This window comes from Fischerella sp. PCC 9605, assembly GCF_000517105.1.
Classification (GTDB): domain Bacteria; phylum Cyanobacteriota; class Cyanobacteriia; order Cyanobacteriales; family Nostocaceae; genus PCC9605.
In genome coordinates this window covers 1,174,094-1,190,037 of the sequence record NZ_KI912148.1, presented here as the reverse complement: position 1 = coordinate 1,190,037, position 15,944 = coordinate 1,174,094, and the positions used below count along the sequence as shown (strand labels likewise).

Here is a 15,944-nt window from a genome sequence, read left to right as displayed (position 1 = left end):
TTGGTGTCTTAGTGTCTTAGTGGTGAGAAAAGAATGATTGAAACACCCTACTCTGCGGGAAGCCCTCCGGGTTCACCAGTCGCTCATGGAGGAAACCACGGCAGGTGCTCATGGGGGGAACCCCCTTTCTGCGCGCTGGTTCACCGCTGCGCGTCTACGTGACGGGAACCCCCTTCTGGGGGGCTGGTCTCACCAAGACACTAAGACACAAAGAGGAAAATAGTCTTCTCTACTAAGATAATGGTTCGTTTTTTACCCACCTTGACAGGGCTACCCTCCCTCTCCTGTGTGCAGCAGTTGTTTTCTTGGGACTGTACAACCAAATCCAGTTGAAACTGCTAAGGTGTCAACTTCAAGCTGCTAGTCGTATTAGCTACTACCTGGTTCTGTTGCCAAAGCATGGGATGATATTCAAATTTGCGCCAAGGTTGTATCATGTCATCATAATGGCGATGAAAAGCATGACCAGACTGTCCCGTTGTTTGAATTGCGGCTGAATTATCCCAATTAGCCAAATCTACAATCATTCGCATTGATGGCACGAAATTGACCGTGTAATCTTTGGCTGCATTCCAGGCGGTCGCGTTGACGATAGAATTGCCACCACCACTAGGAAATGGACCACGATTAAACAGCGCTTCGACAAGAGAAATACCCGATTTTCCTAAAGTTTGGTTGCGGAAAGTGACAGTGTGGAGATTTCCCCAATGCCAGTGGCTGGTATTTTTGCCAAAAGTACGCTCTAATTCATTCACTGCTTGGGTAAAAGAGGCACGGAAAATTTGGTCGCGGTCTTCAATAGCAGGAGTTTTTTGATTATCCCACCAATCATTATTAATTGTCTGATGAGTTCAAACCAGCGACTGCCACCACGAGGTAAATAACCCTGGGGTAGCTGATCTGCAAATGTATTAGCTAGCAGATGTTTCCAAAATGCTTCAAAAATTGCCCCAGCGGTGCTATCTGTGTTTTGCTGAAAATCCCACTTTGCTAGCAAAAGCCGTACTTTTTCCAAGCGGTTATTTTGCAGAGGAAGTTGCAGAAGAATTGGTACTATATTTTCCGCAATTAAATTTTTGTTATCTGTCTGCATTTTCTGCACGTCAGCAATGGTGATGCCGTTGTTTTTCTCTTCTATCATTTCGACAATTCGCTGGGCGCGGAAACCATAATCCCACTCACTGGAGATGAGATAGGGATAATCGTCACCAACAACTGCGTTGTTGGCAGTCACAATATAGCCAGACTCCGGATTAAATACTGAAGGAAGTTTCTCAAAAGGAATGTATTCTTTCCATTCAAAATCATCTGTCCAGCCGGGAACAGGATACCGCCCATCCCCAGAAGCACGAATGGGAATTTTACCAGGTGCTTGGTAGCCAATATTGCCATCAATGTCTGCATAGACAAAATTTTGTGCAGGCACATCAAAATCTCGCACACCTGCACGAAATTCTTGCCAATTTTGACTGCGATTGATTTTCACAATTGCAGATGCCAAGGTTGAAGGTTCTAAAGCAGTCCAGCGCAGCGCTAAAGCATAATTTGCTGGTAAGTTAATACTTGTTGTTTGATTAAAGTTTTGTAAAGGTGCAAATGCGTCGGAAATAATCGGGCCGTGACGGGTGTAGCGGACTGTTTGTGGAATAGACTTACCACCTGCAACTTGGAGATTTTCTGTAAGCAGTTCCATATCAACCCATTTGCCATTTACTTCGTATTGGTTGGGGTTATTTGGGTTGATTTTCTCGATGAATAAGTCCATCACATCTGGTTCAAGATTGGTAACACCCCAAGTAATGCGATCGTCGTGACCAATAATTACCCCTGCCATGCCAGCAAAAGAAAATCCGGTTACATCATAGGGACATTGATTATTTTTTGGTGTGCAATGCAAACCAACTTCATACCAGATAGATGGCATTTGTACACCCAAATGAGGGTCGTTGGCGAGGATGGGTTTACCAGTGGCGGTGCGTTGTCCTGATATCACCCAGTTGTTGGAACCAGTGCCGATGTCGGAGGAGTGGGAAAGAGGGACAGGGGAGGAGGGGGGGATGGGGAGATTGGGAGATGAGGGGATGGGGGGGTTCTCCGCACTTCCCAACCGCTTCACCTCTCTATCAAGGGAACCTGCTTTCCCTGCATTAGCAGCAATAACGGGATAGTCGGCTGGATAGGGGGGAAAGAGTTGATCTACTTGTTGTGGTGTTAGGATTTTGAGTAAAATGCTGCGCTCAATTTCTGTATCTAGGTTGTCGCCTAGATCGTAGGACATGACTTTGCCCCAAGTGAGTGTATGTACAAGTTGCCAGGGTTCGGGTTTGTAATTGGGGTTAAGTAATTTCAAAACGGCATATTCTAAACTCAAGGCGCTATCTTGATGGTTGGCAAGATAGGCGTTAACCCCGCTAGCATAAGCCTGCAAGATACTTTTGGTTTCTGCATCCATCTGCTGAATTTCTTTTTGGGCTACTCGTGCCCATCCCAAAGTGCGGAGGAACTTATCTGCACTCAGCTGGGACTGACCAAACATTTCTGCTAAGCGACCGGAACCAATGTGTCGCCAAAAATCCATTTGCCAAAATCGATCCTGGGCATGAATATAGCCTTGGGTCATGAACAGGTCGTGGGTATTTTGGGCGTAGATGTGAGGAATACCCCACTGGTCGCGCCGAACTTCTACTTGCGCTTGCAATTCTGGTAAGGTAATTTTCCCGCTTTCTTGGGGCCAGGAGTGGCAAATAGTGTAGGCGATCGCACTACTCATCACCAAAGTTACGATCGCAAGGCTAATGCTAAGAAATTTAAAGAATTTACTTTTGAATAGCTTCTGCATGGTTTATTGCAGCAGATTGGAAATGTTTATTTAGATTTTTATCATTGTCTGTCTTTGGGTAGTTTCAATACATCTGTTTTTGCAAGTTTTTCTAAAATATCTTTCTCTAGCGGGTTTAAGCCTACTCGACTGCACTTGTATATTGAATTAGAAGCATTCTTGAAATATATAAGCAATTGTACTCAAATATGACATAAGTATATTGGATGCACAGCAAATTGGCAGCACCAAAACCAGCAGTTTATGGTTTTTGAGAGAACTCTATAAAAGTGCTTTGAGCCTTCCTTATAGATGAAAGAAACATTTCCATTGCCCTTTCCCCTGCCTTTATTGATAGTATTAACTCGCTGATTTGATGCGAAATATTTATTTACAATTTCCTAAGTAAAGTTTATTTTCATTCGCTGCGAGAATAATAAAAGTCCTGTTAGTCTAATTATTAAAGAAAAAGGCAATTTAAGAGTTATTAGAGGTGTATTTATTCCTTAACAAAGTTTAACATTTATCCAAAACATTAATTTAAAAGATAATTCATAAATCATCGAGATTAACCAACAAAGTTATATTCATTAATTTTCTAACTATTATGCTTGATTTCTTGAATCGAATTGGCAGACCGAATATGAAACATTACTCTGATCAATGGATTGAAGAATGGTGCCAAGACAATGGCTGGACAGACTTATTTATTGAACGCAGTAACAGTTATTGGGCTTTTCCTCCTGGTGCGGTAATGCCTGAACCAATTCCAGCACAAGTTCTCAGAGTGATTAAAGCCGAAAAGGGATTAACCTGTGAGGAACGTGTCTGGTCGATAACAGCAGTGATTGCAACTATGATTGCAGCTTTTGTTACCTATTGGCTGAGATGTCCGATTCCATTAGTTGCTGCTTTCGCTTTTAATGCTGTGACAGTGGCTCAACTTGAGGTTGAGGATGCTTATTAAAATAGGGGCAAGGGTAAAGGGTAAAGGGTAAAGGGAAAGGTAAAAGCTTATTTGCTATTCCAAACTATGAAAATCATCCCATGCTCAGGGGAGGTGTTGCGATCGCAACACCTTCTTTTTGTACACGCGCCCGGCAATACTTCTCGGTTAAAGGGGAAAGGGAAAAGGATGGAAGCAACCCCCTTACCCCTTCACCTTTTACCTTTTACCAGACACAAATGAAGATGAAGCGCGCTATCCGAGACGTATTGGGTGCCTCAGTTGCTAACGTTAGCGTGTAGGTGGAACAGTAGGTATATTGGGGTTTTGGAGTGGTAACTGACTTTGAGCGACGTCACGGGCTTTGATAGCTTGTTCGTAATCTGGCTTCAGTTTAATAGCTTCATTGTAAGAGGCGATCGCTTCTTGATAACGCAGCAAATTAAATAGGGCATTACCTTTGGAAAACCAGCTTTCATAGTGTTGCGATTTGTAACGTACTGCTCGGTTGTAAGAGGCGATCGCTTCTTCATATTTCTTTAAATTGTATAGTGAATTGCCGCGGTTGTACCATACTAAATAATCACCTCGCTTCAGTTCAATTGCTTGATCGTAAGCTGTAATCGCTTCTTCATAGCGTTGCATTTGATGTAGCGACCAGCCCTTTCCATACCATGCTTCAAAGTTGTTAGGGCTATATTTGATTACTTGGTTAAACGATTCAACTGCTTCTGGATAGCGTTGCAAATTAATGAGGGTATTGCCTCTTGCCAACCATGCTTGGTAATAACTTTGATTTGATTGTACGGCTTTATCATATGCTGTAAATGCGTCTTGATAACGTCGCAAATTTACTAAAGCATTACCGCGCTGATACCATGCTTCTGCATAGCTGGGTTTGATTTCAACAGCTTGATCGTATGCTGATATTGCCTCTTCGTAACGTTTTAAATTTTGCAGAGTCAAGGCTTTATTATACCAAGCTACATAATCATCTTTTTGCCATTTAATTGCTTGTTCATAAGCTGATATTGCTTCATCGTATCGCTTTAAGTTACTTAAAACCTCTCCTTTTGCATTCCAGACTTTAGGAGAGTTATTTTCAAGTTGTAAAGCTTTATCAAAAGAGGCAATTGCTTCTTGATCTCGTTGCAAATTTTTTAATACAAAACCCCGACCTACCCAAGCTTTTAAATAATCAGGCTCAATTTGAATTGCTTTATCGTATGCAGACAGTGCTGCTTTGTATTTTTTCAACTCATTCAGCGCATTGCCTTGGCCATTCCAAGCATCAGCATAATCTGGTCGAATTTTTACCGCTTTTTCATAAGTAGATAAAGCATCTTGATAGCGCTGTAATTCATAAAGTACATTGGCTTGCCTGTATAATTCTGTAGCGTTAACAGAATTGATAGTATGAAAAATGTATATTGACGCTGCAGTACCTAATCCTGCTAACATCACTCCGCTCAGCAATTTTATCAATATACTTTTTTTGGGTTTATTGATTTTTATAGAATTCTGATTAGAAAAAGGAATATTTAAAGCGATTGTCTGAGAACTAGGATTATTCAATTCTTTCAACGCCTGCAAAGCCTCGGTTGCCGAAGGGTAGCGTTGGCGAAAGTCATAGCGCACCATTTTATCTAAAAACTGGGCGAACTCCTGACTTACTTCAGTAGTATGATTTTGCCAAATAATTTCATTACTATCTGCATCTTCTTCAAATTGGTCAGGAGATAAACCAGTCAGTGCTTGAATAGCAATAATACCTACAGCATAAATATCGCTACTGTATTTTGGATTGCCTTGGGCTTGTTCACTAGGAATATATCCAGGAGTGCCTATAGCAACGGTAAATTTAGTTTTACCGTTAGGGTTAATCACCTGAGTAGTGATTTGTTTAACTGCCCCAAAATCAATTAAAACTAACTTGCCATCTTGCTCGCGTCTAAGTAAGTTATAGAGATTGACATCTCTGTGAATTACGTTTTGTCGATGGACAAAATCTAAGATTCGCAAAATTTCTTCTAAAAGAGAAATTACTTGGTCTTGACTTAGGGGTTTTCCTGGTGTAATTTCCTGACTAAGGTCATGACCTTCAATAAATTCTTGTACCAGATAAAATTCTTCACTTTCCTCGAAATATGCCAAAAGCTGAGGAATTTGGTTGTGCGTGCCTAATTTGTGGAGAACTTGGGCTTCCGTATCAAATAATCGTCTTGCTGTTTGTAAGCTTACAGGATCTGTTGCTTGGGGTTTAAGTTTCTTAACAACACATTTAGGACTGCCAGGTAATTGAGTATCACAAGCGACAAAAGTTTCACCGAATCCCCCTCCTCCCAAATGGCTGATTATTTGGTATCGTCCAACAAGTGTGTTTCCCAGCATTTGGTTCGCCTAGTTGAATGCGCGACAATCTGATTCCAATCTTGCCATATGTAGGAGAGTGGGAGAGTAGGGGAGTGGGAGATGGGGAGATGGGGAGATGGGGAGAGTGGGAGAGTGGGAGATGGGGTGATGGGGAGTAAGGGAAAGAACCAATAACAAATGACCAATGACCAATGACTAATGACTAATTCTAATGATTCCTATTAGCGATAACATTTTTATTGTCACACGTAAAAAGCCGATTATTGTTTACTGGCTGATTGGTATTAACATTGCCTTATTTTTGTGGGAATTGAAGCTAGAGATTGAGGGTATATTAGGCAATTTAGTTTACAATTGGGGGCTGATTCCCGCACAAATGAATGGTGCTATAGGCGATGTACTATCTGGTAATTTAGCTGCTGGGATATTTTTGTTATCGCGTTCCACTTCTCTGCTAACGGCAATGTTTATCCACGGCAGTTTTAGCCAAATATTAGGTAATTTGTTATTTTTGTGGGTTTTTGGCAGAAATTTGGAAAAAATTCTCGGACATGGTCAGTTTATAGGGTTTTACCTCATGTGTGGCATTCTGACAGAGATAATACAAATTCTCGCTGACCCTAGTTTGACAATACCATTGATTGGAGCGAATGGTGCGATCGCATCTATTTTAGGGGCATATGTTTATAAGTTTCCAAAAGTTAAAATTGACACAGTTATGCCTCTGCTGATTGTATTTATACCTGTGCAATTACCAGCGGTTTTCTATACATTTTGGTGGTTGGTACAACAGTTGTTTTATGGCATTGGTAGTTTAAGCATTCCTGGTGGCGTAAACCCACTGACTAGCATTAATTATTGGGCGCAGATAGCAGGATTAATTATCGGTGCAACTGCGATGCGACAACTAAAACGACGATAACTAATAACCAACAACCAACCACTAACAAACAACCAACTCTTAAAAATTTAAATCATCTAAAGATTCTTCTATTTCTAATTCTAAAACTCTTTCGCGTGCTTTTTTATATTCTGCTATATTACCTTCTTTGCGATAGAGATCTGTGGCTTTTTGAAAATCCTCGATCGCTCCTTGCTTGTCTCCTAAACAATAACGAGTGTTACCACGATTGAAATAAGCATCAGCATCATTATAATTTATCTTAATAGTTTCTGTATAATCAGCAATTGCTCCTTCGTAATCTCCTAGATTGTGACGAGCATTACCACGGTTGTAATAAGCATCAGAGTCGTTAGGATTAATTTTTATTGCCTGGGTATAATCTGTAATTGCTCCCTCGTAATCTCCCAAGCTTGAGCGAAAATTACCGCGGTTTTTATAAGCATCAGCATCATTAGAGCTAATCTCAATCTCCTGAAAGGATATTTCAATCGCTCCTTGATAGTCTCCTATTTGAGGATGAGAATGAGTGCGTTTGGAATTTTTATAATCATTATTGGGATAAATCTTGATTGCTTGAGCGTAATCTTCAATTGCTCCTTGATTATCTCCTATATAATAACGAATATTAGCACGGTTTTTGTACGCGACGGCATCATTAGGAGCAATTCTAATTGCCTGAGTATAATCCGCAATTGCACCCTCGTAGTCTCCAATTTGATAACGTGCTAAACCACTTTTGTTATAAGCTTTGGCGTGGTTTGGATTGATTGAAATTGCCTGAGTATAATCGGCGATCGCACCATCATAATCTCCTAGCTGATAACGCACTAAACCACGTTTGTAATATGTATCAGAGTCTTGAGGTTGAAGTTGCAATGCCTGATTATAATTAATCATGGCAGCCTCATACTCTCCTTTCTGGCTGCATTCATCACCAAGTTTTCTGTAAACTATATTTAACTCTTCACTCCGAGCGTGTACAGCTTCATTTTTTCCAGCCTGAAAAGAGGATTTTATCAATTGATTTTGGGGTGGTTGATAGACTAGATTGAGCTTAGGTTTATGTTTATCTTGATACTTATCAATGATGATATTTTTTTCATTAGATGAATTGTAATTTGTAGAACATTGTAATTGTTCTAAATAACATCGCAAACCACCACGTATAGTAATTGCTCTATCCCAAATGAAATTCTACCAGTTCTAAGCTTAATCATTTGAGTTGGGAGAAAGCCTGCTAAGAAGAGGTGATATTCTGATTGTGCTTCATTCACTTCTTCTTGAATCAAGATGCAGACTACAACTGCATTTTTTTCCACTTCCTCTGAACTAATAGACCATCTGACTTTATCAATGCTACCGTAACGAGATTTTACTTCGATACCAATTGATGGATCGCAAGTCAACGTAAAATCTATTTTGCCATCTCCACCAAATCGCTTTTCATAATCTACTTCCGTAATCAAATCAGCTAAACGTTCTTTAACAACTTCCTCTCCTAATTTTCCTTTCAGATAGTTGATAAAAACATCACGGACTGGCGAAACGCGCTTATATTTTTCTGCCATCTGCCAGCAAAATTCCCTGAGTGCCTTTAATCTTTCTCCAGAGATTATAATTATTTCACTATAATGACCTTCTGTTTGACAGTGCAGCAGACAACCAGTTGTTAACCTTTTGATGAAGTCAGATTGAAGCGATCGCAGTACGGTTATCCAGTCCATTTATGTTTCTGCGAATCCTTTTATGTTTCTGCGAATCCTTTGCTCAGATTTTTTTATCTAAGATATCAAAATCTGCGTCCCATTTTTACTAATAGCGATGCAGCTACCTTTATTTTTATGACAATACAAAAGTGTAAACATATTGTTTGGGCAAAAACTTATAGGCTGTAACGCCTTAAAATTGCATAATTGCTCGTGAGGGTCGTCATTAGTCATTAGTCATTGGTCATTGTGTAAGCGCAACAGCTTAGCAGTCCTATGCCAAAGGTGCGAAACAATAGTTTACAAAACTTATATAAATTTACTACTTAAGGCAGATGCTATTTTAAACTTTCTGGTAATAAGTGGCGTTAATGTCTCAAAAAAGCGATCGCCTACTGACCTAATGGATGATGAAAAGTGACGATCAATAGAACTATTATTGCCGAGACCAAAACCAAGAAAGCTGAAAAAGGGCGATCGCAGTCAATACGTTCGGAAATTCTATTGGAAAACCATAGTTAAATTTTTATCAGTTCAAGTCAAGCTCAACTGTGTATTCACTGATACGAATTAGTTTAAATTTAACTGATTCTTTAAGCAGATGACAGCTGACATGGAAATTATTTAATATATAAGTTTAATAGTTAATCAAAACATCAATATTTGAATATTAGGAAGATATTGAAGTAATTAATATAAGGAGAATAAGAGTGCAGCCCGAACAAAAAAATTTTAACAATTTTCTCTACCCTCGCAGTCGCTATCGCGGTAACGTAAAACCAGAGTGCTTAGTATTTAATGCCAACCTCCAAGAATTTTCTCAAAAAGTTAGCTACATTACTAATTTAGAGACGGCTGGCAAGCTGTCTTCAGAAGAAGCCTATAATCAAATCCATGCGCTCTGGAAGCAGTTGAAGCGTAGTAAAAAAGAACTGGGTATTGGCAACAAACCTTCACCAGGAATAACATAAATTTACTGTTTATTTATAATTAAATAAGCAAAACCATTTTAGGGTTAGTATACCAAAAAATTTCTCCTACTCAACTTGCATAAAGCTATCTGAATTATTTTTTAGGAAAAGCTAAGTCGAACTCTATTAGTTCAACTTAGCCTAATCTGGTGTGAAAATCTGTGCGAAATTCCGAGCGCTATCTGGCTGAATTTACTTTCTGGCTTTCTACAGTTCGCCAATTTGTTTGTTTACTTTGCTGCACTGATATCATTTGATTGCTATTTACAGTACAAGCTGGGGAAACATCTATTTATTCAACCTTTTTAATTTTCTAAACCAGCACAATTTAGTCTTCTTGTCTGACAATTGTCTGTATGGGAGCGACACATACAATATCGGAAAAAAGATTGCGTCTATCAAAAATATCGAAACTTAGCACCTCTACATTGATTGTTATTGGTTCGCTCACTCATAGTTTAAAAGCAGATTTTGATTCTTTATAACATTCTTATCAAGATGAAAGCAAGAAAATTTGAATTTAAATCATTAAAAAATATTTAAGCATTGAAATGAAGAAAAGTATGAAAAGTGGGAAAATTATTACAGTTAAGACTGAATCTATAATCTTAAGGTAGGAAAAGTAATTATTTAACTCAATCAAAAAGCTTAATTAAGAGTATGTGAAAGGTTAATTTTATAGAACATAATCAACCAATTAATTAACTATAAAAAATAGTATTTGTTCAGAACTTTAATTCACTTTACAAAAAATATAGGAATCCGGTTTGATTATTGAAAAAATCTAAGTACACGTAGGGTGTGTTATCGGCGAGAGTACGGCACCAAAAACTTAGAAAGGTGCGTTAGCCTTTGGCGTAACGCAACGGCAATAAAGGGGGAGGAAAATCCACACCCCTTTTTGCCTCCCCTACGTATCTTTTCAAAAATCAAATATTAGTCTTATAGGTCTCAGTTTCTTACCACTGATTTGGTATTACCGATATGAAATTCTAGACATTACCTAAGCCTCCAAAAAGAAGATTTTGTATCTGTAAACAAACAATATATGGCTGTGGACAGCGGTAAGTCAGAGAATTTTGAACTTAGATGAGCGTAGCGTAGTGCTGAGATGTTTGAGAAATTGCTAGCACATCAGCACCAAAAAAACTTTGTCCACAGACAATTAACATCTAACTATTAAGCACCTAAAAACTATTAATCAATATAATTACTGAATAATTCGTATCTTTTGTTGCATTTATTTTGCAAAAGATTAACATTTGCAAAACAAACCCTGGCTAAAAGTCTAAAATTTTGATGGTAGCTTCCACTATGGATACGGGTAAAAGTTAGAATGCTACCTCAAGTTACTGTTTACGGGAGGTCAGGCAATGCCTATCGCCACTATTAATCCCGCCACAGGGGAGTTGCTCAAAAACTTTGAGCCACATAATGATACAGAAATTGCCGCCAAACTGGATTTGGCGCAACAGGCTTTTGAAAAGTACCGCATGACGAGTTTTCCAGAGCGATCGCGCTGGATGGAAAAAGCTGCTGATATCTTAGAACAAGAAAAGGCGGACTTTGCCAAGTTGATGACCCTGGAAATGGGCAAGACTTACAAAAGCGCGATCGCCGAAGTGGAAAAATGCGCTTGGGTTTGTCGCTACTACGCCGAACACGCCGCTCAATTCCTGGCTGATGTCTACGTAGAAACCGATGCAACAAAAAGTTTTGTCAAATATCAACCATTGGGTATAGTTCTCGCGGTGATGCCGTGGAATTTCCCCTTTTGGCAAGTATTTCGGTTTGCAGCACCCGCACTCATGGCGGGAAATGTCGGCTTACTCAAACACGCCTCTAATGTGCCGCAGTGTGCTTTGGCAATTGAAGACATTATCCAAAGGGCGGGTTTCCCTGAAGGTGTTTTTCAAACCTTGTTAATACCTGGTGCCAAAGTCGCCGATTTAATCAGCGATGAACGCATCAAAGCTGCTACCTTGACAGGAAGCGAACCAGCAGGCATGTCTCTTGCCACGGCATGTGGTAAACAAATTAAGAAGACAGTTCTAGAATTGGGTGGCAGTGACCCGTTTATTGTGTTAGAAAGTGCTGACTTAGAAGCAGCAGTTGCAGTTGCGACTACAGCGCGGATGTTGAATAACGGTCAATCATGTATAGCAGCAAAACGCTTCATCATCCAAGAAGCGATCGCAGACAAATTTGAAAAGCTGCTATTAGAAAAGTACCATGCGCTGAAAATAGGCGATCCCATGCAACCGGAAACCGATATCGGGCCACTGGCAACCTCTGATATTCTCCAAGATTTAGACCAACAAGTGCAAACTAGTGTCAATTCTGGGGGAAAAGTCCTCACTGGTGGAAAGCCTTTAGGAGATCGTCCTGGCAACTTCTATCCGCCGACAATTATTACAGACCTGTCTCCGGATAGTGCGATCGCCAAAGAAGAATTTTTTGGCCCGGTGGCGTTGTTATTCCGCGTACCAAATATTGACGAAGCAATTAAACTAGCAAATGCTACACCCTTTGGCTTGGGTGCAAGCGCTTGGACAACCAATTCTCAACAACAACAGCGTTTAGTCAATGAAATCGAAGCAGGTGCCGTATTTATCAACGGTATGGTCAAATCCGATCCCCGCCTCCCCTTCGGTGGCATTAAACGTTCTGGGTATGGCAGGGAATTGGGTATTCAAGGTATACATGAATTCGTCAATGTTAAGACGGTGTGGGTTAAGTAACTTTGTCCTTAGTCCTTAGTCATTAGTCATTGGTGCAAAAGCTAATGACCAATGACTAATGACCAATGACGAGTGACAAATATCTTGTTTTCGCTAGTGAGGAAATTAAATGAATACAGCAGAGTTATTAGTACAGTGTTTGGAAAATGAAGGGGTGGAATATGTTTTTGGACTCCCTGGCGAAGAAAATTTGCACGTTTTGGAAGCAATAAAACACTCCTCCATTCAATTTATTACTACCCGTCACGAACAGGGTGCGGCATTCATGGCAGATGTCTACGGACGTCTGACAGGAAAAGCAGGGGTTTGTCTTTCAACTCTTGGGCCAGGGGCTACAAATTTAATGACAGGGGTGGCTGATGCTAATCTCGATGGTGCGCCCTTAGTAGCGATTACCGGGCAAGTAGGAACAGATAGAATGCACATCGAATCCCATCAATATTTGGATTTGGTGGCAATGTTTGCCCCGGTGACAAAGTGGAATAAACAGATTGTGCGACCTAGTATTACACCGGAATTGGTGCGGAAAGCGTTTAAGCTAGCACAAAGTGAAAAACCTGGCGCTGTTCATATCGATTTGCCAGAAAATATTGCTGCTATGCCAGTAGAAGGCAAACCCTTGCAAAAGCATAATGTCGAAAAAACTTTTGCTTCTTTTGCGAATATTAGGTCTGCCGCAGCAATAATTTCGCAGGCGACTAATCCAATTATCTTAGTAGGAAATGGTGCCATCCGCGCTCAAGCCAGTGATGCTGTCACCCAATTTGCCACTCAGCTAAATATCCCCGTTGCTAATACATTTATGGGCAAAGGAGTTATTCCTTACACCCATCCTTTAGCATTGTGGGCAGTAGGATTGCAGCAGCGGGATTTCATTACCTGTGGTTTTGATAACACAGACTTAGTAATAGCCATTGGCTATGATTTAATTGAATTTTCCCCGAAAAAATGGAATCCTGATGGCAAGATTCCTATTGTTCATATTGCTGCCACGCCAGCAGAAATAGATAGTAGTTATATTCCCAGTGTGGAAGTAGTAGGTGATATTTCAGATTCTCTTTATGAAATCTTAAAAGTAGCAGACCGCCAGGGTAAACCCAATCCTTATGCTATTAACTTACGGTCAAATATTCGCGCCGACTACGAACAATACGCCAACGATAGCGGGTTTCCAGTCAAGCCTCAAAAAATAATTTATGACTTGCGGCAGATCATGGGCCCAGAAGATATCGTTATTTCTGATGTCGGCGCACATAAAATGTGGATTGCCCGTCACTATCACTGCTATAGTCCCAATACTTGCCTTATTTCTAACGGTTTTGCAGCAATGGGAATTGCCATTCCTGGTGCTTTAGCAGCCAAACTCGTTTATCCCAATCGCAAAGTTGTAGCTGCAACTGGCGATGGCGGTTTTATGATGAACTGCCAGGAATTAGAAACTGCTTTGCGTGTTGGTACAGCCTTTGTCACCTTAATTTTTAATGATGGTGGCTACGGCTTGATTGAATGGAAGCAAGAAAATCAATTTGGCAAAGGTAGATCGTCTTTCGTGCATTTTGGCAATCCTGATTTTGTCAAACTTGCCGAAAGTATGGGCTTAAAAGGCTACCGTGTAGAAGCAGCTACCGATTTGGTTCCTGTGCTGAAAGAAGCCCTAGCTCAAGATGTGCCAGCAGTGATAGATTGCCCTGTAGACTATCGGGAAAATATCCGCTTTACACAAAAAGCGGGTGAGTTGAACTGTGTGGTGTAAAAAGTCAGGAGTGAGGAGTTCAGACAAAGGAGTTGATCTGCACTCCTCACTCAGATTTTTACCTAATTCGCGCAGAAAGCCACCGCCATATCTGACGAGATTAGCGGTGGGAGAATCAATTGCCGAACTTACTATCTATATCATCAGCAACTGAACCACCATAACTAGAGTTAATTCGTAACGATCCTCCATCTTTAGAAAGGTCATAGGTCAAAGGCTGAGTTTTAAATATGCGATTTTCACCTTCTCAGAACAGAGTCTGAGGTGGATACTTGATCGTTAAAGCTTTCAGTGCCTCAATTCGTTTGGGAATTGCTGGATGAGTTGTATCAAATTCTGCTCCAGAAGTTCTAGCAAGAACTTCCATAGCCTGCAAGAAATCTTTACACTTCTCGCTGAGATTGTTACCCGAAAACGATACCACGCTATCTACAAAACCAGCCATCGCACTCAGAATTATAATTTCAAATGTCAGGTTAACTGTAGTACTGGTACTACTTTGAGAGCAGTCGTGTTTGTGTATTGAAAAAAGTTGACTTACAGTTGATTTATCGCTGACTTTTAATTGCTATAGAGCTAGAATATAAACAGTTTTTTTACTAAGGAGTAATGGCGCGATCAGTTAAGGTAGCCTCAGATTATATCCAAAAAGTTAAAGTAGCTATCCAACTTCAAGGTTATCCACGTCAAAAAGATTTGGCTGTAGATTTAGGACTTTCTCTATCCACGGTTAAAAACTTCCTTAGTGGTAAACCCGTTGATTTTTTGAATTTCCTTGAAATCAGTCGGGCATTGGGGCTAGATTGGAAAGAAATTGCAGATTCTTCATATGAACCAAAACCATCCCTTGAGGAGCGATCGCCTTTCATCACGGGCACACCCATCACACATCCTCGTTACTTTTTCGGACGCGAGAAGGATCTCAAACGCCTCTTCGATTTACTCAAGCGCCATCCCTTGCAAAATGCCGCTATTATCGGCAAAAAGCGCATTGGCAAAACCTCTTTGCTGCACTACCTGAAAAATATCACTACTACTCCAGCAGAACAGTTACGTCGCGAGCAAAAGTATCAATGGCTACCATGCGCGGAAGTTTATAAGTGGATTTTCATAGACTTTCAAGATCCGCGTATGGCATGTAGAGTAAGGCTACTAAGCTACATCATTGAAAGCCTGGGTATGAAAGTGCCGACACCTTGTGACTTGGATAATTTTATGGATGTAGTTAGTAGCAATTTACATAACCCCACAGTCATCTTACTTGATGAGATTGGTATTGGATTGCAACGCTGTCCTGATTTGGATGATAATTTCTGGGAGTGCTTGCGCTCCTTGGCAACGAACCATACAGGAGGCAATCTAGCTTTTGTTTTGGCTTCTCCCGAATCACCACTTGAACTGGCTCGCAGCAACGGCCATAGTTCACCCTTTTTCAATATTTTCGGCTATTCTGTAACTTTGGGAGCGCTGTCTGAGACAGAAGCACGGCAATTAATAGCTAGTTCACCCATTCCTTTCCCAGAGGACGATGTTAAATGGATTTTGACTAAAAGTCAGTGCTTCCCACTTTTGGTGCAAATTCTCTGTAGAGAAAGGTTATTTAGTCTGGAAGACGGAGAAGTAGGCGATGATTGGCAAAAGGAAGGTTTAAGACAAATAAAGCCATTTACTGATTTGTTGTAGAGCTATTTGCTTCTTCTCGTTTCTTTGCTTGGAGGCTAGCAAACTGCTG

General features: G+C 40.4%; 8 protein-coding genes and 2 pseudogenes. 6 read left to right on the top strand and 4 right to left on the bottom strand.

What is annotated here, in order from left to right:
- Window positions 1–338 precede the first annotated feature (338 nt).
- Window positions 339–2,770, bottom strand: a pseudogene (locus tag FIS9605_RS36500) (penicillin acylase family protein).
- 691 nt (window positions 2,771–3,461) lie between these two features.
- Between FIS9605_RS36500 and FIS9605_RS0107525 the strand changes: the two are divergent.
- Window positions 3,462–3,785 carry a hypothetical protein gene (locus FIS9605_RS0107525; RefSeq protein ID WP_026732043.1) on the top strand — a complete coding sequence of 108 codons (324 nt, stop codon included), beginning with the start codon at window positions 3,462–3,464 and terminating at the stop codon, window positions 3,783–3,785.
- A 270-nt stretch (window positions 3,786–4,055) separates the two neighbouring features.
- Here FIS9605_RS0107525 and FIS9605_RS0107515 read toward each other — a convergent pair whose 3' ends face one another.
- Complete coding sequence (locus FIS9605_RS0107515; RefSeq protein WP_026732041.1) at window positions 4,056–6,155, bottom strand: serine/threonine-protein kinase; 2,100 nt, start codon at window positions 6,153–6,155, stop codon at window positions 4,056–4,058.
- A gap of 193 nt (window positions 6,156–6,348) precedes the next feature.
- Here FIS9605_RS0107515 and FIS9605_RS0107505 point away from each other — a divergent pair, with 193 nt between their 5' ends.
- Entirely contained in the window at window positions 6,349–7,059 is a 711-nt protein-coding gene (locus FIS9605_RS0107505) for a rhomboid family intramembrane serine protease (RefSeq protein ID WP_026732040.1), read from the top strand.
- Window positions 7,060–7,098: 39 nt separating this feature from the next.
- On the opposite strand, the pseudogene FIS9605_RS36495 reads toward FIS9605_RS0107505, so the two are convergent.
- Window positions 7,099–8,765: pseudogene (locus tag FIS9605_RS36495) on the bottom strand (tetratricopeptide repeat protein).
- Window positions 8,766–9,457: 692 nt separating this feature from the next.
- On the opposite strand from FIS9605_RS36495, the gene FIS9605_RS0107495 reads away from it, so the two are divergent.
- From FIS9605_RS0107495 to FIS9605_RS0107485, 3 genes are all read left to right on the top strand, one after another.
- On the top strand, window positions 9,458–9,718 hold the full coding sequence (locus FIS9605_RS0107495; protein ID WP_026732039.1) for a DUF7219 family protein: 261 nt from the start codon (window positions 9,458–9,460) through the stop codon (window positions 9,716–9,718).
- Between the two features lie 1,373 nt (window positions 9,719–11,091).
- Window positions 11,092–12,459 (top strand): NAD-dependent succinate-semialdehyde dehydrogenase, encoded by a 1,368-nt coding sequence (locus FIS9605_RS0107490; protein ID WP_026732038.1) that lies wholly within the window; start codon window positions 11,092–11,094, stop codon window positions 12,457–12,459.
- 109 nt (window positions 12,460–12,568) lie between these two features.
- The gene (locus tag FIS9605_RS0107485; protein WP_026732037.1) at window positions 12,569–14,212 is read left to right on the top strand and encodes an acetolactate synthase large subunit; all 1,644 of its coding nucleotides are present in this window, start codon (window positions 12,569–12,571) and stop codon (window positions 14,210–14,212) included.
- 247 nt (window positions 14,213–14,459) lie between these two features.
- On the opposite strand, the gene FIS9605_RS43920 is transcribed toward FIS9605_RS0107485, so the two are convergent.
- Window positions 14,460–14,657: a hypothetical protein gene (locus tag FIS9605_RS43920; protein WP_026732036.1), complete on the bottom strand. Its 198-nt coding sequence runs from the start codon at window positions 14,655–14,657 to the stop codon at window positions 14,460–14,462.
- A gap of 164 nt (window positions 14,658–14,821) precedes the next feature.
- On the opposite strand from FIS9605_RS43920, the gene FIS9605_RS0107475 reads away from it, so the two are divergent.
- Window positions 14,822–15,895, top strand: coding sequence for a helix-turn-helix domain-containing protein (locus FIS9605_RS0107475; protein ID WP_026732035.1), 1,074 nt, complete (start codon window positions 14,822–14,824; stop codon window positions 15,893–15,895).
- The last annotated feature ends 49 nt before the right edge of the window (window positions 15,896–15,944 follow it).